The following is a 23,523-nucleotide window of genomic DNA, read 5'->3' as shown; positions in this document are numbered from 1 at the left end:
ATCCACGGTTCGCAGGCTGTTCCAGCAACGGCCTAAGCGGTGAGCATCTCGAGTTTCGACACTGCCAGCAGGTCATCCAGCGGCAAGAATTCCGGCCGCTCGTCCGGGGCCGCCCGCAATCCGGGATACCGGTCCAGGAGCATCCGCAAGCAGATGCTGGTCTCGAGGCGGGCGAGTGGCGCGCCGATGCAGAAGTGGATTCCGCGGCCGAATCCCAGGTGCGGATTGGGGTCGCGACCGGGATCGAACTCGTCGGGCCGGTCGAACACCCGCTCGTCCCGGCTGCCGGCGCCGAGCCAGAGCCGGACGAAGCTCTTCTTCGGTATCTTGACGCCGGCCAGCTCGGTGTCTTCGGCCGTCGCGCGGGCGGAGGCCGCGAGCGGACCGAGGAACCGCAGGGTTTCCTCGGCGGCCCCCGGGATGAGGTCCGGGTTCGCCCGCAGCCGGGCGAACTGCTCCGGGTGGGCATCCAGGCACAGCAGCATGTTGGCGATCGTCGCGCTGGTGGTGAGGTGTCCTGCGACGAGGAGTTCCCTGGAGAAGTTCACCACCTGGTTGTCAGTCAGGCGCTCGCCGTCGACCTCCGCCTGGACCAGCTTGGTCAGCAGATCCTCGCGCGGCTTGGCGCGCCGTTCGGCCGCATGCGTGCGCAAGTACTCCATCAGTTCGGGCACTTGCCCCATGGCGGCCGCGACGTCCTCGTCCTCGCGCTGCGTGCCCGCGCCGTCCTTGACCGCGTCTTCCACGTTCACTTCGCCGGCGGCGGTGAGGATGGTGTCCACCCACTGCTTGAAAAGGTCGCGGTCGCTGCGCGGCACGCCGAGCATGTCGGCTATCACCATCACCGGCATCGGATACGCCAGGTCCCCGACCAGTTCCAGGCGCCCCTGGCCCGCCGCCTCGTCCAGGAGCTGACCAGTGACCTCAGCGATCCGCGGTTCGAGATCGGCCACCAGCTTTGGGGTGAACGCACGGCTGACAATCTTGCGGAGCTTCGTGTGCTTGGGCGGGTCGGCCGCGCTCAGCGCGCCCTCGCTGAGGGTCTCGCCCTCGGGCGCCCCGAACAGCAGGGCTTCCACATTGGACGAGTACACCTGCGGGTCGCCGTAGACCTCCAGGATCTCGGCGTGACCGTAGACATGGAACACCCCGCTCTCGTCCACCTTGACGGGCTGCTCCGGTCGGTGACCCCACATCCAGAAGAACGCGGGGTTCACTCCCCAGCGGTCGGCGAGCTGTGTCATCTCCATCCCTCCTGTTTCTCGTTCTGTACGGGCGCTGGTACGGGCGCAGGTGCTACTCGCCCATGGCGAGGCGCAGGCTCCTGGGCCGCAGATCGGTCCAGTTCTCCTCTATGTGGGCAAGGCACTTCGGCCGGTCCTCCGGACCGAAGGCGATCCGCCAGCCGTCCGGGATGTGTGCGAAGGAGGGCCATAGGGAGTGCTGTTCCTCGTCGTTCACCAGGACGTAGAACGTGCCGTTCTCGTCGTCGAAGGGGTTCGTGGTCACGCGGTCTCCTCAGTCACGGAGGTAGCGGTTGACGATGGTGCAGATCTCGGCTGCGGGCTTCGGCTCGGTCAGTCCGAAGTGCGTGGCGTCGATGTCAAAGGTGAGCAGCTCGCCGTCGACGTGCGGCTCCCAGGGGGCGGGCCGCACCTCGGGGCTCTGTGTCGCGCTGAAGAACAGCACGGTGCCGCGGTAGGTGGGCTGGGTGAATTCCGCGACCATCCGGGAGTGTTCGACGATGACCGTGGCACCGTTCTCGACGATGTTGCGGCGGTCGTCGTCATCGGCGGTGCCCGGCAGGTAGTCGTCCAGGAAGTCGCGCGCCTCCGACCGGGTGAGGTGGGCCTCCGCCAGTTGTGCGAACCCGCTGCTCGGAACGGCGTCGAGGAGCGCCACTAGGGCCACTTCGTAGCCGCGGCGCTGGAGTTCGGCACCGATGGCGTGGGCCAGGGAGCCGCCCAGCGAGTGCCCGGCCAGCTGGTACGGGCCGTGCGGCTGTACGGCGAGGATCTGTTCCGTGTAGTCGGTGACCATGGCCGCGAAGTCGGCCGGCAGCGGTGCGCCGTCGAAGCCGCGCGCCTGGATGCCGTACACCGGGCGGTCCCCCACCTGGGTGGCCAGCCCCAGGTAGGACCAGCACAGTCCGAATCCGGGGTGGAGGAGCCACAGGGGCGTTCGGCTCCCGCCGGTCCGCAGCGGCAGCAGCGTGTCGAAGGGGCCGCCGTCGCCGGGGTCCCGCAGGCCCCCGGTCAGGTGCTCGACCAGTTTGGCGACGGTCGGCGCCTGGAACACGCTGCGGATCGGGACCTCCGCGCTCAGCACCGTGCGGATCCGGCTGATGAGCCTGGTGGCGAGGAGCGAGTGGCCGCCGAGAGCGAAGAAGTCGTCGTCGATGCCGACCCGCTCCACGCCGAGAATCTGCGCGAACACGCTTGCCAGCAGCTCCTCCTGGGCGTTGCGGGGAGCCCGGTAGGCGGTGTGGCTGAGGAACTCGGGTACGGGCAGCAGCCTGCGGTCGACCTTCCCGGTCACGGCCAGCGGCAGACTCTCCATGACCAGGACCGCAGAGGGCACCATGTGCTCCGGTAGCCGCTGCCCGGTGAAGGACCGCAAGGTGTCCGGGTCGGGCCGCTCCCCCTCGGCCGGGGTGACGTAGGCGACGAGGTGCCTGCCGATGCCCGGCTGGTCACGGGTGATCACGACGGCCTGCGCGACCTGCGGATGGTCGGCGAGCACCGCCTCCACCTCACCGAGTTCGATCCGGAAGCCCCGGACCTTGACCTGGTTGTCGACGCGGCCCCGGAACAGGAGGCGGCCCTCCGGCGTCCAGGCTGCCAGGTCGCCGGTGCGGTACATCCGCTCGCCCGGCCCGCCGAAGGGGCAGGCCACGAAGCGCTCCGCGGTGAGGCCGTACCGGTCCAGATATCCGCGGGCCAACCGTTCGCCGGCGACGTACAGGTCCCCGACAACCCCCACCGGCGCCGGTCGCAGCGCCGCGTCCAGCACATACAGGCGGGTGTTGTCCATCGGGCGCCCGATCGGTACGGCCTCGCCGAGGTCGTCCCTGCCGGTGATGACGTGCATGGTGGTGGCCGCGGTGGTCTCGGTCGGGCCGTACCCGTTCACGATGGTCAGGTCGGCGCATGCGCACAGCACCCGCTCCAGGGCGGCCGGGGTCACCACGTCGCCGACCGTCCACACCTCACGGGCGCCGCGGAACGCCTCGGGTGCCTCATCGGCGAAGGCCATGAACTGGCCCGCCGGCATGATGAGTCCGGTGACGCCCTGTTCGACGATCATCCGCGTGAGGCCCGCCGGATCCAGTCGGCCGGACGGGAGGATGACGACTGCGCCGCCGCGGAGCAGGGCGGCCCACAGTTCGTAGGTGAAGGTGTCAAACGCCTGTGTGTGGTGCATGAGAACGCGCTCCAGGCGGCTCTCGTCGTAGCCGCGGTCCGCCGACAGAACCGCCAGCGACCGGTGGGAGATGCCCACCGCCTTGGGCCGGCCCGTGGAGCCGGAGGTGTACACCACGTAGCAGAGCTGGTCCGGATGCCCGTCCGGGCCTGCAGCGAGCGGCTCCGCCGCCGCGATCTCCCGGGCGGCCTGGGGCCCGTCGATGACCAGGAGCGGGCAGTCGCTCTCGGGCAGCCCGGCCGAGGTCTGCGTATCGGTCACCAGAAGAGCGGGTTTGGCGTCGCTCAGCATGAAGGCGATCCGCTCGGCCGGGTAGGCCGGGTCGAGGGGCAGATACACGCCGCCCGCCTTCGCGATGGCCAGCACGGCGACGATGTACTCCGGCGAGCGCGGGAGGGCGAGCCCGACCGGCGACTCCTGGCCCACACCGCTCGCCGCCAGCACCCGTGCGAGCCGGTCGGCCCGCTCGTCGAGCTCCCGGTAGGTGAGGGTGGTGTCACCGCACAGCACGGCGTCCGCGTCGGGACGTCGGGCGGCCCGCTGCTCGAACAGTGCGGCCACGGTGGCCCAGGGGACCTCGGAGACGGTGTCGTTGAACCCGGTCAGCACGAGCTCGCGCTCGGCCGGTGCCATGGGATCGATCCCGCTCACCGGGATGGCGGGGTCCGCCGCGAGGTCGCCGAGGATCCGTGTCAGGCGGTGCGCCAGACGCTGTACGGTCTCGGTGTCGAAGGCATGGTCACGGTAGCCCAGCATCAGTTGGAGATCCGGGTCAGCGGTGGCGAACAGGGCGAGCGGGTAGTGCACCGCCGCTTCCCAGTCCATTCCGGTGATCGCGATGCCGGCCGCGCTCAGCGTCTCGTCGAGGTCGTCCCCGCCGGCCGGGTAGGACTCGAAGACCACCACCGAGTCGAAGAGCACGGGCAGGTCGACGGCCTGGTGGATCTCGGCGAGGCCGAGGAAGTGGTGGTCCATCAGCGCGGCCTGCCGCTCCTGGAGGTCGAGCAGCAGGTCGGCCGCGCTCTGTCCGGCCGTCGTCCGCACCCGGACCGGGAGGGTGTTGATGAACAGGCCCACCATCTCGTCCATGCCCGCCACCTGTGGCGGCCGCCCCGAGACCGTGGCGCCGAACACTACGTCCTGGCGGCCCGTGTGGCTTGCGATGAGCAGTGCCCAGGCGCCCTGCACCAGGCTGTTGAGGGTGATGCCGAGTTCGGCGGCGCGCCGTGACAGGCGGCGCGCCGTGTCGCGGTCCAGCTCGACCGGCGTCCTGCAGTGGCCGCCTCCCTCTTGCTGCTGGCTCCGGGGAGCCACCAGCGTCGGCTCGTCAAGGCCGTCCAGCTCGGCCCGCCACGCCTGTGCCGCCTCCTCCTTGTCCTGGTGCGACAGCCAGTCGAGGAAGTCCCGGTACGGGCGCACCCGGTTCAGTCGTCCGGCATCCCCGAAGGTGGCGTACAAGTGCAGCAGGCTCTGCAGCACGAGCGGCGACGACCAGCCGTCGTACACGATGTGATGGACGGTCATCACCAGCTCGTGGCGCTCGGGCCCCCGCTGTACGAGGGTCAGGCGCAGCAGGGGCGGGTCGGCCGGGTCGAAGGGCGTGGCCCGGTCCCGGTCCTGCAGGTCCCGCAGTCTCTCCTCCTGCTCCCGCTCGGGCAGGCCGCTCCAGTCCATGGCGTGCCAGGGGAGCTCGACGCGGTCGAGGAGTAGCTGCACGGATTCGCCGGCGGCTGTGGTCACGAATGCGGTGCGCAGGCTGTCGTAGCGGTCGAGCAGAGCCTGGCCGGCCGCCCTCATCCGCTGCGGGTCCACCCGTCCGGTCAGGTGGAAGACCAGCTGCACCTGGTAGGCGTCGAACTCGGCGCCGTCCAGCTGGCTCTGGAAGAGCAGGCCGGACTGCAGCGAGGTCAGCGGCCATACGTCGACCATGTCCGGGTAGCGCTCCTCCCAGACTTCCAGGTCCCGCTGGCGTACCCGGACCAGCGGCACGTCCGACGGCGTCAGGCCGCCTGCCCCCGCAGCGGTGGCATGCCGGGCCAGGCCTTCCAGGGCCGTGCGCCACAGGGTTGCGAGTTCTCGCGCTTCTTCCCGGGTGAGCAGTCCGGTGGCGAAGGCGAAGTCGGCGGTCAGCTGCGGGCCCTGCGCGGTCTCGGCGGAGAAGGCGGTGATGTCCACCGCGGCCAGGGCCGGTGCGTTGGGCTGCGGCGCGAGGTCGCCCAGGTCGTCGGCCATCGTCCAGCCCGCGTCGCTGTCCTGCTGTGCGGAAGCGACCGGGCCGAGCCGGCCGAGGTAGTTGAAGGCGACCTGTCCGTCGCCGTACCCCTTGAGGATCTCGGCGGTCTTCGGGTTGAGGTGGCGCAGCAGGCCGTAGCCGATGCCTTTGTCCGGGATCGCGTGGAGCTGTTCCTTGACCGTCTTCACGGCGTACCCGGCGGTGCGGCCACCTGCGACGGCGTCCTGCAGGTCGATGCCGCCGACGTCGAGGCGGACGGGATAGATGCTGGTGAACCAGCCGATGGTGCGGGTGAGATCGGCGCCGGGTACCGCGCCCTCCTCACGGCCGTGTCCTTCGAGGCGGATCAGTACCGAGCGTTCGTCGATGCCCCGTGTCCGGTACCACCCGGCCAGGGCCAGGGCGAGTGCGGTGAGCAGGCCGTCGTCGACACCGCTGTGGAAGGCGGCGGGCAGGGTGGTCAGGAGTGCTTCGGTGGTTTGGTGGTCCAGTGTGACCCGCACCGTGTCCACGGTCGCGCGGACGTCGACGGCCGGGTCCAGTGGCCGGGCGCCGAGCGGCGGCTCGGGCCGGTCCAGCACGTCCCGCCAGAGGTCGAGTTCAGCGACCCGATCGGGTGCCGCGGCGGCCTGCACCAGGCCGTATGACCAGCTGCGCAGGGGGGTGGGCACCGCGGCCGGCTGCGGCGAGCGGCCCTGTCGCACGGCGTCCCAGGCCTGAGCGAGGTCGGACAGCAGGATGTGCCAGGAAACCCCGTCGGTCACCAGGTGGTGCAGGACGACGATCAGCCGCCCGGCGGTGTCCGGGCCCGCGTCGCACCAGATGAAGCGGGCCATCCGGCCTGCTTCCGCGTCCAGTTCACGGGCGGCGGCGGCGACCTCGGCCTTGGTCTCCTGCCGCCAGGCGGGGTCGCTCCAGTCGCCGGGGCAGTGCCTGCGGCGGATGAGCGACGCCACGTCGACGGTGCCGGGCGCGGCCGCGTCCAGGCCCTGCTCCCCGGCGTGGGTGCGCAGGCGGGAGCGCAGCATGTCGTGATGGTCGACGACCGCGGCAAGGGTCGCGACCAGTCCGCTCTCGTCGATGCCCGTCGGCAGCTGCAGCACCGTCGACATCGTGAATCCGTCGTGGTTTCCGACGTGTTCGTTTATCTGCCGCATCACGGGAAGCAGCGGCATCCAGCCGAGTCCTCCCCCGGCAGGCTCCCGGCGGTCCGTGCCGGGCCGTCCGCCGGCCGCGGCGGCCTCGGCGGCCTCGGCGAGGGCGGCCACGGTCCGGTGCTTGAACATCAGCCGCGGCGTGATCGCCACGCCCTGTTCGCGGGCTCGGGAGACGACCTGGATGGAGCGGATGCTGTCGCCGCCGACCACGAAGAAGTCGTCGTCGACGCCGACCCGGTCCTGCCCCAGGATCTCGGCGAAGATCGCGGCGAGCGTCTTCTCCGCCTTGGTCTCGGGAGCCCGGTAGCTGCTCGCCGTCGTGGTCGGCGGCGCGGGCAGGGCGGCCTTGTCGAGCTTGCCGTTGGCCGTCAGCGGCAGACTGTCCAGCAGTAGGAACACCGAGGGCACCATGAACTCCGGCAGCCTCTGGGACAGGAAGGCGCGCAGGTCGTCGGCGTCCGGGCCGCGGCTCCCCGGCGTGGCGGGCACGGCATAGCCCACCAGGCGCTGCCGACCGTCCTTGCCCCGGTAGGACGTTGCCACGGCCTGTCCGACGCCCGGGTGCTGTTCCATGGCTGCGGTGATCTCGCCGGGCTCGATGCGCAGCCCGTTGATCTTGACCTGGTCGTCGCTGCGGCCGAGATAGTCGAGCTGCCCGTCGGCACTGCGGCGCACGATGTCCCCGGTCCGGTACATGCGGGTGCCAGCGGGGCCGAACGGGTCCGCGACGAAGCGCTCGGCGGTGAGATCCGGGCGGTTCAGGTAGCCCCGGGCCAGGCTGGGTCCGGCGATGTACAGCTCGCCGGGGACGCCCGGTTCGACCGGGGCGAGCCGGTCGTCGAGCACCCGCAGCCGGTTTCCGTCCACCGCGGTGCCGATGGGTATGCGGCCGGTGCCCAGTGGGGCGCTGACCGCGCCGCACACGGTGGTCTCGGCGGGGCCGTAGGCGTTGACGAAACGGCGTCCCGGCGACCAGGCGGCGGCCAGCGCCGGTGGGCACGCCTCGCCACCGACGGTGACGGTGCGCAGTCCGGTCAGCGTGCGCGGCGCGTCGGCCGGGAGTGCGGCGAGCACGCTGGGCGGCAGCATGACGTGGGTGATGTCGAGTTCGGCCAGGTTGTGGGCCAAGTCCTCGCCGACGAGGCGCTGTTCACGTGGGACCACCAGGGTGGCGCCGGTCGTGAGGGTCTGCACGTACTCCCAGAAGGCGGCGTCGAAGCTGGGCGCGGCGACCTGGATGACACGGGAGTCCGGGCTCAGCGCGAGGCGGTCCTGTGTGGTGCGGCTGAGGGCCGCGATACCGGCGTGGGTGGCGACGACGCCCTTGGGCCGTCCGGTCGAGCCGGAGGTGAAGATGAGGTACGCGGGATGCGCGGGGGCCAGGGCGACGTCCGGGTCCGTGACCGGACCGTCCCGCCAGGCCTGGGCCACTTCGGGGGTGTCGACGGCCACCACATCGGTGCCCGGGCACGCCGGCAGCCCCGTCGCGATGCCCGCCGTGGCCAGCAGGACGGCGGGAGCGGCGTCATCGAGCATGAACCGGATGCGATCGGACGGATAGTCCGGATCGACCGGCAGGAATACCGCGCCCGCCTTGAAGATGCCCAGGACCACGGCGACCTGGTCGGCGCTGCGCGGCATGGCGACGCCGACCGGCTGCTCGGCGCCGATGCCCCGCGCGATCAGCCAGTGCGCAATGCGGTTCGCCCGCTCATTCAGCTCCTGGTACGACCACACCTGGCCGCCGAACTCGACCGCCGGTGCCTGCGGGGCCCGCAGCAGCTGTTCGCGGAAGAGGTCCGGGAAGGTGGCCGCTGCCACCTCCTGTCCGGTGCGCTGCTCGCCCGCGAGCAGGGTGCCGCGCTCCTCGGCGGTGAGTTCACCCGCCCCGCCGATGTGCTGTGCGGGGTCCAGGACGGCGGCGGCGAGCAGCCGTTCCCAGCGGGCGATCACCATTTCGATCGTCGAGGCGTCGAAGAGCTCCGTGGAGTACTCGACGGCGATGTGTATGCCATCCGGCGCGGTGCGGTCGTGGAACCTCTCGGTCAGGCTCAGTGTCACGTCGTAGCGGGACGTGCCGGTGCCCGTGCCCTCGCTCGTGACCCGCACACCGGGCAGCTCGAAGTCCGCGTCCTCGGTGTTCTGCAGGATCAGGGCGACCTGGAAGAGCGGATTGATCGATGCCGAGCGTTCCGGGTTGAGCTTCTCCACCAGAGCCTCGAAGGGGATGTCCTGATGGGTGTACGCGGCCAGGCTCGTCCGGCGCGTGCGGTCGAGCAGTTCGACGAAGGTCGGGTCGCCCGAGGTGTCGATGCGCATGACCTGCACGTTGACGAAGAGGCCGATCAGGTCGTCCAGGTTCTGGTCGATCCGACCCGCGATGCCGCTGCCGAGCGCGATGTCGGTACCTGTGCCGAGCTGGGTGAACAGGGCGGCCATGGTCGCCTGGAGCACCATGAAGGGGGTGGTGTTGGTGGCCCGGGCAAGCGAGACGATTCCCTCGTGAAGGGTCGCGTCCAGGGCGAACTCGAGGAGGTCGCCGCTGCGGTCGAGCTCCGCGGGGCGCGGCCGGTCGGTCGGGAAGGTGACCGTTTCGGGCAGCCCCGCCAGCTGCTGGGACCAGTAGCGGCACTGCCTGCTGAACAGGCTGTCCGGGTCGGCGTCGCGGCCCAGGAGCTCCTGCTGCCACAGGGCGTAATGCGCGTACTGCAGCGGCAGTGGTGCCCACTGGGGGGCCTCGCCCCGGGCGCGGGCCGCGTAGGCGGTGGCCAGGTCCTTGGCAAGGGGGGTCGCGGACCATCCGTCGGCCGCGATGTGGTGGATCACGAGGACCAGGGTGAACTCGTCCGGGCCGGTGCCGAACAGTGCGGCCTTGAGCGGAATCTCGGAGGCGATGTCGAAGGGGTGGCGGGCGACCGCGACGATGGCCCCGGCCAGTTTGTCCGCGTCCGCGACCGGGCGTACGGGCAGGGCGATGCGGGCCTCCTGCGGCCCGAGAATGTGCTGGTAGGGCCGCCCGTCGGTCTCGCGGTAGACGGTGCGCAGGATCTCGTGCCTGGTCACGAGGTCATTGACTGTCTCCTCCAGGGCTCGCACGTTCAGATCCCCGCTGAGCCGGAGGACGATCGGCATGTTGTAGGTCGCCGCGCGGCCCTCGAACTTGTGCAGGAACCACAGCCGTTGCTGGGAGAAGGACAGCGGGAGCCGCGCGGGCAGCGTCGCGGGAGGAGCCAGCGGTGCGCGGGCCGCCCCGGACCGGTCCAGATGCGGGACGAGCTCGGCCACGGTCGGAGCGGCGAAGAGGGTACGCAGCTCCACTTCGGTGCGCAGCACGGACCGGATGCGGTTGACGAGCTTGATGGCCATGATCGAGTGGCCGCCGAGAGCGAAGAAGTCGTCGTCGACACCCACCCGGTCGACATGCAGGACCTCGGCGAACAGCTCGCACAGCAGTTCCTCTTGAGGAGTGCGCGGATCGCTGCCCGCGGCCGCCGCGGCGAAGTGCGGTGCGGGCAGCGCCTCCCGGTCCAGCTTGCCGTTGACGGTCAGCGGGACCGAGTCGAGGGCGACGACGGCGGCGGGCACCAGGTGTGCGGGCAGCCGCTCGCGCAGATAGCCGCGCAGGGTGGCGGCCAGGTCCGTGCCGTCGGCGTGCGGGGTGGCGGGCACGACGTAGGCGACGAGCTGCCGGTCCCCTTCCTCGGCTGTGCTGCGGGCGATGACCACGGCCTGCGTGACATCCGGGTGGGTGGCCAACGCGCTCTCGATCTCGGCGGGTTCGACGCGGACACCACGGATCTTGACCTGGTTGTCGTCGCGGCCGACGTACTCGATCTGTCCGTCGGCCGTCCAGCGGGCCAGGTCTCCGGTGCGGTACATCCGCGCACCCGCGGGGCCGTAGAGGTCGGCGACGAAGCGCTCAGCGGTCAGGGCGGCCCGGCCGGCGTAGCCGCGCGCGATGTCCCCGGCGACGTACAACTCGCCCGTCACGCCGGGCGGGGCCGGCGCGAGGGCGGGCCCCAGGACATAGGTGCGCAGGTTTCCGATCGGCGTCCCGATCGGGACGCTGCCGCTGTCCCACCGGGGTTGCTCCGCCGGGACGCCGAACGTCGTGGCGTAGAACGACTCGGTCTGCCCGTAGGCGTTGACGATGCGGACCTCGGGCCGTTCCTGCCGGATGCGCCTCACCAGCCCGGTCGGCAGCTTCTCCCCTGCGAAGACCAGGGTGGCCCGGTCGGGAAGGGCAGGTATCCGGCCGCCCAGCGCGGCGAAGACCGACGGGACGGTGCTGATCACGTTCGCCGTCATCGCCTCGCGTTCGGCAAGCACGAGGGCGTTCCCGGCGACCTCGACACGGCCACCGTGAACCAGCGTGGTGACGATCTCAAAGACGGATACGTCGAAGTTGATCGAGGCGCCCGCGAGCATGTGGGTGTCCGCGTCCACCCCCACCCGCTCGGCGAGCCGCGTCACCCCGTTGACGACGTTGGCGTGGCTGACCACCACTGCCTTGGGCACGCCCGTGGAGCCGGAGGTGAACATCACGTAGGCGGCGTGCTGTGGTGACAGTCCCTTCACCTGCCCCGTGAGCGGGCCGTCGGCGGCGAGATCGACGTCGTCGATGAGCAAGGTCGCAACATCGGTGCCCGGCAGCGCGTCGGCGGTGCCGGACCGGGTGAGCAGCAGTTGGGGCCGGGTGACGCTCAGCATGTGCTCCACCCGGGAACCGGGGTTTTCCGGGTCGATGGGCAGATACGCGCCGCCGGCCTTCCAGATGCCGAGCATGGCAGTGACGAGGTCGGCCGAGCGGGGCATCGCCAGGCCGACGACGGTTTCCGGTCCGACGCCCCGTGCGGCCAGCGCGCTGGCGAGACGGTCGGCGCGGGCGTTGAGCTGCGCATAGGTCAGCGTGACGCCGCCGCAGGTCACCGCGGACCGGTCCGGTGTCTTTGCGGCCTGTCGCTCGAACAGGTCGGGGATGGTCGCGTCGGGAGTCTCGGCGGCGGTCCGGTTGACGTCGACGAGGATGCGCTCGCGCTCGGCGGGATCCAGCAGGTCCATGCTGCTGAACGGCAGCTCCGGGTCCTCGGCCAGCCGGACGAGGATGCGTCCCAGGCGCCGGGCGATGACAGCGGCCTGCTCCGGGGGCACGAGGTGGTGCTGGTACTGGAGGGCGATGGCCAGATGCGGCTCGGCGGACGCCATCACCACCAGCGGGTAGTGGGTACTGCTGAGCGGGCTCAGCCCGCTCACCCGGATTCCGGCGGCCGCGTAGGCGTCGTCCAGTGCCGCACTGTCGATGGGGTACGACTCGTAGACCACCAGGGTGTCGAAGAGCGTGCGCACGCCGGTGAGCTGGTGCATCTCCAGGAGGCCGAAGTGGTGGTGGTCCAGGAGCGCGCTCTGCCGTTCTTGGAGTCCGGTCAAAAGAGTGCGCAGGGAGTGGCCGGGGGCGCAGTCCATGCGGACCGCAAGGGTGTTGATGAACGTGCCGACCATCTCGGACACGCCCTCGACCTGCGGCGGACGCCCCGAGACCGTGGCGCCGAAGGTCACGTCCCGCTGTCCGGTCAGGCCGGACAGCAGCATGCCCCACGCGCCTTGGACCAGCGTGTTGAGGGTCAGGCCCAGCTCGCCGGCGCGGCGGGAGAGCCGGTCGGACTGCTGCGGGGTGAGCGGCACGTCCAGCTGGCCGACTCCGACGGATTCGCCGTCCGCGGCGGGAGCGTCGGGTACCAACAGCGTGGGCTCGTCGACGCCCTCCAGCTCCCGCTCCCAGGCGCGGGCCGTCGCCGTACGGTCCTGATGGGAGAGCCACGTCAGGAAGTCGCGGTAGGCGGGCGCCCTGCCCAGCTGGGAGGCGTCGCCGTTTGAACGGTACAGACGCAGCAGGTCCAGCATGAGCAGGGGGACCGACCAGCCGTCGAAGAGGACGTGGTGGGCGGTGAGGACCAGGTCCCAGCGGTCGGCTGCCAGCTTGACGAGCGAGAACCGCACCAGCGGCGCCCGGGCCGGGTCGAAGTGGGTGCTGTGCTCCGCGGCGAGGAAGCGCCTGCGCTGCTCCTCCTGCTGTGGTTGGGGCAGGGAGGCCAGGTCCAGCTCCTGCCAGGGCAGTTCGATTCCGTTCCGGACGATCTGGACCCGGTCGCCCGCGCTGTCGGTGACAAACGCTGTCCGCAGGTTGGGATAGCGGTCGAGCAGCGCCTGTCCGGCCGCCCTCATCCTGTGCGGTTCGACCTCGCCCGTCAGGTGGAACGTGAACTGCATCTGGTAGACGTCGACGGCCGCGCCGGCGAGTTCGGCGTGGAAGAGCAGCCCGTCCTGCATCGCGGTCACGGGCCACACGTCGGCCATGCCCCGGTACTGCTCCTGCCAGCGGTCGAGCTCGCCCTGACCCACCGTGACCAGGGGAACGTCCGAAGGCGTGAGGCCGCCGGCATCCGACTGCCCGGCATGCCGGGCCACGCCCGCCAGGGCGGTCCGCCACAGGTCGGCGAGCTCGCGGACATCCGTCTCGGCCAGCAGCCCGGAGGGGTAGTCCAGGCTCGCCTCCAGCCGCGGGCCCTGCTCGGTGTCGACGACATGCGCGTTGACGGCCAGGGTGGCAAGGGCGGACATGTCCCCGTCCAGCGGGGGCGTCAGTGTGACGGTGTCCTCGACCTGGGTGAAGCCCAGGCCGTGCAGGTCCTGGGGCATGTTGGCCGAACCCGTGTAGCGCCCCAGGTAGTTGAAGACGATCTGCCCGGATCCGTAGCGCTCCAGGTCTGCCCTGGTCTCGGCGTTCAGGTGGCGCAGCATGCCGTAGCCGATGCCCTTGTCGGGGACGGCGAGCAGTTGCTCCTTGACGGCCTTGACCGCGGCGCCTGTCGCCGCACCGCCCGCGAGCGCCTGGTCGAGGTCGATCCCGGACACGTCGAGGCGGACGGGGTACATGCTGGTGAACCAGCCCATCGTGCGGGAGAGGTCGGCGCCGGGGACGACGTCCTCCTCGCGCCCGTGGCCCTCCAGGCGGACCAGCGTCGAGGGCTCGTCGAGGCCGCGCCGCCCGCGCCAGGCGGCGACGGCGAGGGCGAGCCCGGTCAGCAGGCCGTCGTTGACGCCGCCGCGGTAGGCGGCGGGCAGGGTGGTCAGCAGGACCCTGGTGGTCTCGATCGGCAGGTCCAGTCGGACCCGCTCGACCGTGGCGATGGTGTCCACGGCCGGGTCGAACGGCCTGGCGCCAAGAATCGGGTCGGGTCCGCAGACCATCCGGCGCCACAGCCCGAGTTCCGCCGCCCGCTCTCCGGTCGCGGCCTCGGTGAGCGCATGCGTCCAGCGGCGGACCGAGGTGGCGGTCGGGGGCAGTTGCGGGGTGTCGCCGTCGCGGATCGTCCGCCAGGCGGCGGCGAGGTCGGGCAGCAGGATGCGCCACGATACGCCGTCCACCACGAGGTGGTGCAGCAGGATGCTGAGGCGTCCCGGGGTGCCGGTGCCCGTGTCGAACCACACGAACTGCGCCATCACTGCGTTCGCGGAGTCCAACCGGCTTGCCGCGGCGTCGAGTTCGCTCTGCGCCCGCTGCCGCCAGGCGTCGTCCCACGTTCCCTCGCTCGCCACCCTGTGGATGAGCGGCTGCACGTCGACGGTTCCGGGCGCGGTCACCTCCAGCCCCGGTGCCCGGCCGGCGATCCGCCGGGAGCGCAGGATGTCGTGCCGGTCGAAGGCGGCTGACAGCGTCGCCACCAGGCCGTCCCGGTCCATCCCCGTCGGGAGGTCCACCGTCATCGCCATGGTGAACCGGTCGGCGTTCCCGCCCAATTCCTCCAGATAGTGGCCGACGGGCGGCAGGGGCACGAAGCCCACGCCACCGCCCGGCAGCTCCTCCAGTTCCGGTTGCGTGCGGCCCTCGCTCGTGGCGACGCGGGCGAGTTCTGCGACGGTGCGGCACTCGAAGATCTGCCGGGGAGTGACCTCGATGCCCTGGGTCCTGGCCCGCGCGACGACCTGGATGGAACGGATGCTGTCGCCGCCGAGCGCGAAGAAGTCGTCATCCACCCCGACCCGGTCCAGGCCGACCACGTCGGCGTAGACACGGGCGAGTATCACTTCACCCGGCGTGGCAGGGGCGCGATAGGTCGAGCCGGTGAACTCCGGTGCCGGCAGCGCCTTGCGGTCCAGCTTGCCGTTGGGGGCCAGCGGCAGCCGGTCCAGCATGACGAAGACCGAAGGCACCATGAACTCGGGAAGCCTGGCGGACAGGAACGTGCGCAGGTCGCGCGGTGAGACGGTGGCCGTGAGGTCGATGTCGAGGTCTCCCAGGCTCTCCACCGCCGACTGTCCCGGCTCCCGCCCGGCGGCCGGCACCGCATAGCCCACCAGGTGGTCACGGCCTTCGTGCCGGCAGGTGGTCACCAGGGCCTGGGCCACCGCGGGGTGGGCGGTCAGCGCGGCCTCCACCTCGCCCGGCTCGATGCGGAAGCCGCGCACCTTGACCTGCTCGTCGGCACGGCCGACGCACTCCAGTTGGCCGTCGGCCCCCCAGCGGGCGAGATCACCGGTGCGGTACATGCGTGCACCGGCCGGGCCGAAGGGATCAGCCATGAACCGTTCGGCGGTCAGCCGGGCCCTGCCGAGGTATCCGCGCGCCACGTTTCCTGCCACGTACAGCTCACCGACGACGCCGGGGGGCAGCAGTTGAAGGCCGGGGCCAAGAACATAGGCGCCCATATTGGCCAGCGGGACGCCGATGGGTGCGGTGGCCGCGGTTGCCGTCCACGCCTCGCCGGCGGTGAAGGCGGTGGCGTAGAACGACTCCGTCTGGCCGTAGGCGTTGATCACCCGCACGCCCGGAATGGCGTCCTGGGTCCGCTTCACCAGCGCGGCCGGGAGGGCCTCGCCGGCGAAGACCACTGTCTGGGCCCGGATCATCCCTCCTGCCTGGTCGAGGAGTTCGGTGAAGACCGAGGGAACCGTGCTGATGACGCCGCCGGACCAGCCGCCCCGTTCGCCGATGACGAGGACGTCGCGCACCACCTCGAGGATGCCGCCCCGCGCCAGGGTGGTCACGGCCTCGAAGACGGACACGTCGAAGTTGACCGACGTACCGGCCAGAACGCGCGTGCCCGCACCGATACCGACGACGTCGGCGAGCCGCAACACGCCGTTGACGACATCCCGATGGGTGATCACCACGCCCTTCGGCGTGCCGGTCGACCCCGATGTGTACATCACGTAGGCGGCGTGCGCGGGCAGGCCGACGGCCGGTTCCGCCGCCGGGCCGGCCGCGTTGAAGTCCACCTCGTCGACGCACAGGCGGGGGATGTCCGCCGCCGGGAGCACCTTCGCGCCGGCGGTGTCGGTCAGTACCAGGTCCGGGCCCGCGTCGGACAGGATGTGGCCCAGACGTGCTCCGGGGTACCGGGGGTCGATCGGCAGGTAGGCGGCACCGGCCTTCCAGATCGCGAGCATGCCCACGATCAGGGAGGCCGAGCGCGGCAGCGCCAGGCCCACCAGGCGCTCCGGTCCGATCCCGCGGGCGGTCAGCTCCCGTGCCAGTCGCTCGGCCCGCGCGTCCAGCTCGGCGAAGCTCAGCTCTTGCCCGCCGTCGACCACGGCCGTGGCGTGCGGGGTCGCCGCCGCCTGACGCTCGATCAGTGCGGCGGCGGTCAGCTCGGGGGTGTCGGCGGCCGCGCCCTCGATGGCGCGCAGGGCCCACTCCCGTTCGCCGTCCGTCAGCACGTCCGCCAGCGCAACGGCGCGGGACGGCTCGTCGAGCAGATCGCCGACGATCCGTACCAGGCGTGCCACGAATCCCTGCGCCGTGGCCCGGTCGAAATGGTCTGTCGCGTACTCGAGACAGATGGACAGGCCCGGTGTGCCGGGCTCGTTGAAGAAGCTGAACTCCAAGTCGAACTTGGCCATCGACGTCCACAGCGGAGCGATACGCGCCCGCACGCCACCCGGCAGACCGAACTCCAGGCGGGCACCGGTCGACCAGGTGAACATCACCTGGAACAGCGGGTGGTAGGCGCTGGAGCGCTCCGGGTTGAGTGCCTCCACCACGCGCTCGAACGGCGCGTCCTGGTTGTCGTACGCCGTCAGCGCCTTGTGCCGTACCTGTGCGAGGAGTTGGTCGAAGGTCGGCCGGCCCGACAGGTCGGTGCGCAGGACCCAGGTGTTGGCGAAGAAGCCCACCAGGTCGGCCAGGTCCGGGTCCTGGCGGCCGGCGACGGTGGAACCGAGCGCGATGTCCTCACCCGCGCCCAGCTGGTGCAGCAGTACGGCAAGGGCGGCCTGGAACACCATCGGCACCGACGACCCGGTGCGCTTGGCCGCCGCCTCCGCTCTGGCCAGCAGCTCCTCGTCGACGGTGCCTTCGACGACATCGCCGCGGCGGCTCGGCAACGGGCCGCGCGGCCGGTCCATGGGCAACCGCGTCGAGGGCGGCATACCCTCCAGCGCGTCGCGCCAGTAGTCGAGTTGGGTGGCCAGGAGGCCGTCCGGGTCGTTCTCGTCACCGAGCAGTTCGCGCTGCCAGAGCGTGTAGTCGGCGTACTGGACCGCCAGTTCGGGCCAGTCCGGGGTACGGCCCTCGACCTGTGCGGTGTAGGCGGCGCTCAGGTCCCGGACGAGCGGGGCGATGGACTCGCCGTCGCAGGCCATGTGATGGATCAGCAGCAGCAGATGGTGTTCCTCGGCGCCCGTACGGAAGAGGACGGCGCGTACCGGGATCTCCTCGAACGGTGTGAGGGTGACCGCGGAGGCCTCCCGCACCGCTTCGTCCAACTCGTCCGGGGCGATCTCGATCAGCCCGATGTCCAGCCGCACTTCCTCGGCCGGCACCACCTGCTGGGCGGGGACGCCTTCGGCGCTCTCCACGATCAAGGTCCGCAGACTCTCGTGGCGGGCCACCACATCGCGCACCGCGGCGGTGAGCGCCGGGGTGTCGACCCGTCCCGTGAGCCGGATGAGGAACGGCACGGTGTACATCGCCGACGGCCCCTCGATCCTGTCGATGAACCACAGGCGCCGCTGTGCAAAAGACAAGGGGATCACGACTCAGCACTCCTGTTTATCTGGTCCACGGGCAGGGTCGATCCATCACAAGTTGCGCATGCAAACATTTTCTTTGGGTACTCAGATCCCTGGGTGACCTGGATGTGGTTCGCTCGCCGGTCTGTCGGCGGGCCTCGCCGAGCGTCGCCTGCGGTGCGACGCCCTGGGCACCTGGTTGCCGGGCAGGCCCGGGCGGTCGAGCGGCGGCTGGTTCAGGACTCCATCGACAGCAGCAGGCACGCGGCATACGAAGCCGGCCTGGTGCCGTTCACCGGAAAGCGGGCCGACGAGACCCGCGGACGGTAAAGGCACAACGCCAACCCCCTCCGCGACCTCTTCGACAAAGAAACGCGGCACTCACCCGCTCACACGCAATTGATCTCCTGAGTAGTTGACATTCCCTCACCCCGATTCCGCAGGCCGCCTGTTCGCGAGCCAATGGAACACACATTAGGTAACCACGTCGACCTAATATCGTGTCAACCATGATTGGACTGGCCGCTGGACGGCGAAGGTGTCCCGCCAACAGGACACCGAAGACCAGTTCCCGTTGACTCACCGCCCGGGAACGTGAGGTATGTTCAGGCGCATCCGCAGTACATTTCACCGCATCACCTTCGACCAGTATTTATACTCCTTTCACCGTTCCAAGAAATAGGAGTTCACAGTATGCGGCTTGAGATCTTAGGACCGGTCCGCGTCGCTAACGGAAATACCATCAAGGCCATAGGGGCGCAGAAGGTCGAAATTCTGCTGGCGACTCTCGCCATCCGGTCCGGTCAGGTTGTCAGCGTCGACCAGCTCATCACCGAAATCTGGGGCGACGAGCCGCCGCGCAGCGCCATCGGGGGCCTGTATGTGTACGTCTCCCAGGTCCGCAAGCTTCTGCGCCATCCCGGGGCGGCGGCAAGCCCCGTCGTCACCAGTCCCTCCGGATACATGCTGACGCTGGGTCCGGGCGAACTCGACCTCCACGACCTCACCCGCCTGGTGAAACAAGGCCGGGTCCGGCTCAGGAACGGCGAGCACGAGGATGCGGTCAGCAGTTTCGAAGAGGCGCTCGCACTGTGCCGGGGGCCGCTGCCCACTGCGGCACGCGGCCCGATCCTGCAGGGGTTCCAGGCATGGTTCGACGAGATCCAACTGGAGTGCCGGGAGGGCCAGATGGAGGCGCACATGGCCCTCGGGCACCACCGCGAGCTCGTCGGTGACCTCTACCTCCTCAGTACCGAGCACCCCTTGCGAGAGGTGTTCCACCGGCAACTCATGCTGGCGCTTCATCGAAGCGACTGCCGGGGCGACGCCCTGATCGCCTACCACCAGGCATGCCGGACCCTGCGGGAACAGCTGGGCGTCGAACCCGGCCCGGCGCTGAAGGACATCCAGCGTTCGATTCTGATGGACAACGGCCACTGACCGGCCCCGGACGGCCGTGCCGGCCGAGGGACGCCCCGTACTGCCTGGCCGTGACCGAGATGATCTTGGTGCGGTTGGTGTGATCACGGCGTCTGAGCCGTCCTGGTCGCGGCGTGCCGGCGCGTGAACTTGACGCTGCACCGGCACGCTCCGCTCTTCGTCATCGTGGACGGCATCCGCCTCTCGCAGGCTGGGTGAACGACATGCCCGGTGGGCATCCGCGTCACCGACCCGGCGGAAATCATTTACGTGGCACCCCTCAGCGCGAGCCGGAGCGGTCCACGATCCGTTCCAGTTCCCGGACGACCTCGGCGGGTGACGGCTGCGCCGCCAGCTCCTGGCCGAGCCGTCCGGCGGCCTCCCCGAACGACGGCTCCTCCAGCAGCCGCACCAGCTGCTCCCGCACCCGCCCCCCGTCCAGGTCCTCCGGAGCGTCCCCCCGGATCCACAGGCCGGCCCCGGACCGCTCCAGCCGCGGGCCACGCTCCCCGATATCGGGAACGGCGCGGCCGATCACCAGCTGCGGCACCCCGTGCGCGATCGCCTCCAGGAACCCGGGCACGCCGCCATGGTGGATCACAGCCGAGCACGAGGGGACGACGGCGTGCAGCGGAACGAACTCCACCAGCCTGGTATTGCCGGGAACCCGCTCCAGCTCCCGCTGGAACTGCTCGGGCAGCGTCACCACCAGCTCGATGTCCAGATCAGCCAGCGCATCCAGCATCCCCTGCATCTGCTCCAAGGAAGTGGCCTGATGCCTCTCGGCCTGCTCCAGGCTGAGTCCGTAGGTGGCAAGCACGCGCCGCTTGGCCGGGTCGCGTCGGGCCCAATGCGGCACCACCGACGGCCCGTTGTAGGGGACATAGCGCAGCGGAAGATGCGGCGACGGCGACTCCAGCCGCATCGAGCCGACCATCTGCTCGATCGCGAACTGCCCGGTCACCATCTCCTCGGAGAACTCGGCACCGAACTTCTGCGCCCACTCCCCCAGCCAGTCCCCCAACGGGTCCTCGCGGTCCTCGGGCGCCTGCTCCTGACGCACCCGCAGAAAATGCCGGCGCATACGGCCCACCACGTCGAGTTCGGTCAGCGTGCGCCCGTGCGGCACTCCGACCGCCGTGGCCGCGATCGCGCCCGCGTGGCTCAGCCAGTCCCAGAGCACCAGGTCCGGCTGCCACCAGCGGCAGTACTCCACCAGCTCCTCGACCATCGCATCGTTCATGGCCGCCTGGGTCCGCTGCGTCATCTGATATCCCCATCGCAGGCGCTCCCAGGTGAGCTCCTCCTCGCGGTTCTCCGCCAGGTCGGTCAAAAGGTCGCCCCGCTCCGCGAGTTCCTGGACCTTCGCCATCACCTCCGGAACCAGAAGCGCGTCGAGCTTCTCGATGACCGGCTCGTCGGAACCGACGGGCACCGCCGGCAGACCCGAGGCGGTGATGGCGTCCGTCAGCTCCGGGCCGCTCGCGACCCGGACCTCGTGCCCCGCCGCCTGCAGCGCCCAGGCCAGCGGCACAAGAGCCTGGAAGTGGGACCGCCAAGGAATACAGGTGAACAGGATTCTCAAGCCGATCAGCCCCTTCAGGAACTCCGCACCCAGCCGGACACAGGAGACCCTCACCCGGCCACCTTGAGCCGGTCTTGGCCCTCTCTTGATGTCCCGGATCCGGGCGGCACACTCGAGGTCCCTGTGCCGGCCCCGCCGCCCGACTCCCGGTGCCCACCGCTCTCCGCATCGGGCCGGCTCCTCCAAGAAGCGCATTAGAACGGCTTTGGACGGGCCCCCCAAGATGCGGGAACACCGACCATGAGGGAGCGCAGAGCGAATGAAAGGCATCATTCTCGCGGGCGGCAACGGCACTCGCCTGCAGCCCCTCACGTTCACGAGTTCCAAACAACTCGCTCCGGTCTACGACAAGCCGATGATCTACTATCCGCTCTCCGTGCTCATGCTGGCGGGCATCCAGGACATCCTCATCATCACGCGTCCGACCGACCTCCCCGCGTTCCAAGCCCTTCTGGGTGACGGTCGGCAGCTGGGGCTGTCCATCGACTACGCCACGCAGGACAAGCCGCGCGGCATCGCCGACGCCTTCCTTGTAGCGGAGGACCACATCCGCGGCGAGCAGTGCGCGCTGATCCTCGGGGACAATCTCTTCCACGGTGCCAACCTGCCCACCATGCTGCGGCGCACCGCGCTCAAGATGGGTGGCTGCGTGCTGTTCGGCCACGAGGTGGCCGACCCGGAGCGGTTCGGCGTCGCCGAGATCGACTCGCTGGGCGAACTCGTCTCCATCGAGGAGAAGCCCCGGCAGCCGCGCTCGAACCTCGCCATCCCGGGGATCTACTTCTTCGACGCCCAGGTCACGGACATCGCCAGAGACCTGGAGCCGTCCCCCCGGGGCGAGCTGGAAATCACAGACTTGCTGCGCGTCTATCTGAAGATGGGCACCGCCGAGCTGGTGTGGCTGGGCAGGGGCGTCACGTGGCTGGACACGGGCACCCATGAGTCCCTGCTCGAAGCAGGCACATTCGTGAGGGACACGCAGCGCCGACAGGGCATCCGGCTGGGCTGCATCGAGGAGATCGCCATGCACATGGGGTACATCGACCCGGACGACTGCCAAGCGCTGGGGTCGCGCATGGGCAACTCGCCCTACGGCGATTACGTCATGGAGCGGGCCCGCCTCTGCAAGGCGGGCATGCTGCCCCCGCTCCCTCTGGAGGCGCTGTGAATCTGCTGGTCACCGGCGCCGCCGGATTCATTGGCTCCGCTTATGTACGGATGCTGCTCGCAGCCGACACAGCGCAGGACTCCGGGGTGTCCCGGGTCACGGTGCTGGACAGCCTGACCTACGCCGGCAGCCTCGACAACCTCGATCTCAGCGATCCCCGGCTGACGTTCGTCCAGGGCGACATCTGCGATGCCCCCCTCGTCGACAAGCTGATGGAACAGGCCGACCAGGTGGTACATTTCGCCGCCGAGTCCCACGTGGACCGCTCGATCGCCTCCGCCGACGCCTTCGTCCGTACCAACGTCACGGGCACCCAGACCCTGCTGGACGCCGCGCTGCGGCACAACGTCGACCGCTTCGTGCACGTGTCCACGGACGAGGTCTACGGCTCGGTGGAGAGCGGTTCCCGCACCGAGCAGGACCCCCTCGACCCCAATTCGCCCTACGCCGCCTCCAAGGCGGCCTCGGACCTTCTGGCCCTGTCGTACCACCGCACCCACGGCCTGGACGTGCGGGTCACCCGGTGCAGCAACAACTACGGGCCGCGGCAGTTCCCCGAGAAGATCATCCCGCTGTTCCTCACGACGCTGCTCGACGGTGGTGACGTCCCGCTGTACGGCGACGGGCTGAACCGGCGCGACTGGCTGCACGTCGAGGACCACTGCGCGGCCATCGAGTTGGTCCGTGCCGGCGGCGGCGCGGGCCGTGTCTACAACATCAGCGGCGGCATCGAACTGAGCAACCGTGAACTGACCGACCGGCTGCTCGCGGCCTGCGGCGCGGACTGGACACAGGTGCTCCATGTTCCGGACCGCAAGGGCCACGACAGGCGCTACGCGATCGACTGCACCAGGATGCGGACCGAGCTGGGCTACAGTCCGCGCCACGACTTCGAATCCGGGCTGGCCGAGACCTTCGCCTGGTACCGCGACAACCGCGACTGGTGGGAACCGCTCAAGCGTCGCCAGAGCGCGGGCCCGGGAGAACGGGCGGCGGTCACGGGGCCTCTTGGCGGTCTGCCCGCGTAGACGTCCCCACGTGGTGGCTTGTCCGGACTCCGGTCGCGGTTCCGCGCGGACGCACAGTCGCTATTGCCGCACGCCGGCCGATGGCGCTGTCTGCGGCCGCGGCGGTTGTTCTGCGACGGCCCGGACCGTGGTCGGAGGACGTTCGTTGAGCAGGTGGAGGGGCTGACCGTGCGCTATCAGCGCCGCAGCCCGCTGCTGCAGCGCCCTCGGCCGTTACGGCTGGGTGCCAGCATGCGAGGAGGCGTTCGGCGCCTATCCGGTGGCGATCGCCCACGAGTGGAACGCCCTGGTGCACCTGCAGGGCTGCGAGGGCAGCCCTGAGGCAAGGCGTTCACCCGCGAGGAGGCCTGGGCCGCGTATCGGGATGCGACCATCTACGTGGGGGCCGCGGCGGACCGATACGTCGAAGCTGGACGTGACCGACGGGGGGGCGGAACCCGCTTGGCGCCGCAGTTCGGCCGGTACGGCATGCTCAACGTCCGCCAAGGCAAGGCGAAGAG

The 23,523-nt window shown here is 70.2% G+C and carries 7 protein-coding genes; 3 read left to right on the top strand and 4 right to left on the bottom strand.

The annotated features are described in order from the left end of the window. Positions 1-32: 32 nt before the first annotated feature. The 3 genes from OG302_RS42385 to OG302_RS42375 all read right to left on the bottom strand — a co-directional run bounded on the left by OG302_RS42385 (position 33) and on the right by OG302_RS42375 (position 17,847). The gene (locus tag OG302_RS42385) at positions 33-1,217 is read right to left on the bottom strand and encodes a cytochrome P450 (RefSeq protein WP_371524552.1); all 1,185 of its coding nucleotides are present in this window, start codon (positions 1,215-1,217) and stop codon (positions 33-35) included. Positions 1,218-1,296: 79 nt separating this feature from the next. Continuing rightward, a complete protein-coding gene (locus OG302_RS42380) occupies positions 1,297-1,509 on the bottom strand; it encodes an MbtH family protein (RefSeq protein ID WP_371524554.1) in 213 nt (70 codons plus the stop codon). 9 nt (positions 1,510-1,518) lie between these two features. Continuing rightward, on the bottom strand, positions 1,519-17,847 hold the full coding sequence (locus OG302_RS42375; RefSeq protein ID WP_371524556.1) for an amino acid adenylation domain-containing protein: 16,329 nt from the start codon (positions 17,845-17,847) through the stop codon (positions 1,519-1,521). Between the two features lie 669 nt (positions 17,848-18,516). Here OG302_RS42375 and OG302_RS42370 point away from each other — a divergent pair. Continuing rightward, the gene (locus OG302_RS42370; protein ID WP_371524558.1) at positions 18,517-19,263 is read left to right on the top strand and encodes a BTAD domain-containing putative transcriptional regulator; all 747 of its coding nucleotides are present in this window, start codon (positions 18,517-18,519) and stop codon (positions 19,261-19,263) included. Between the two features lie 259 nt (positions 19,264-19,522). On the opposite strand, the gene OG302_RS42365 is transcribed toward OG302_RS42370, so the two are convergent. Next, entirely contained in the window at positions 19,523-20,881 is a 1,359-nt protein-coding gene (locus tag OG302_RS42365; protein ID WP_371524560.1) for an activator-dependent family glycosyltransferase, read from the bottom strand. 205 nt (positions 20,882-21,086) lie between these two features. Between OG302_RS42365 and rfbA the strand changes: the two genes are divergently transcribed. Beyond that, on the top strand, positions 21,087-21,995 hold the full coding sequence (gene rfbA, locus OG302_RS42360; RefSeq protein WP_371524562.1) for a glucose-1-phosphate thymidylyltransferase RfbA: 909 nt from the start codon (positions 21,087-21,089) through the stop codon (positions 21,993-21,995). Continuing rightward, positions 21,992-23,023, top strand: coding sequence for a dTDP-glucose 4,6-dehydratase (rfbB, locus tag OG302_RS42355; protein WP_371524564.1), 1,032 nt, complete (start codon positions 21,992-21,994; stop codon positions 23,021-23,023). Before rfbA ends, rfbB begins: the two co-directional genes overlap by 4 nt. The last annotated feature ends 500 nt before the right edge of the window (positions 23,024-23,523 follow it).

The sequence above is a fragment of the Streptomyces sp. NBC_01283 genome, assembly GCF_041435335.1.
In the GTDB taxonomy this organism is placed as follows: Bacteria; Actinomycetota; Actinomycetes; order Streptomycetales; family Streptomycetaceae; genus Streptomyces.
Note: the sequence above shows the minus strand (reverse complement) of the source record. Positions and strands in the feature narration are given on the sequence as shown.

What these genes read in the sequence shown, in the direction of transcription:
- OG302_RS42370 (WP_371524558.1), top strand. Translation starts at nt 18,517, where the DNA reads ATGCGGCTTGAGATCTTAGGACCGGTCCGCGTCGCTAACGGAAATACC.
- rfbA (WP_371524562.1), top strand. Translation starts at nt 21,087, where the DNA reads ATGAAAGGCATCATTCTCGCGGGCGGCAACGGCACTCGCCTGCAGCCC.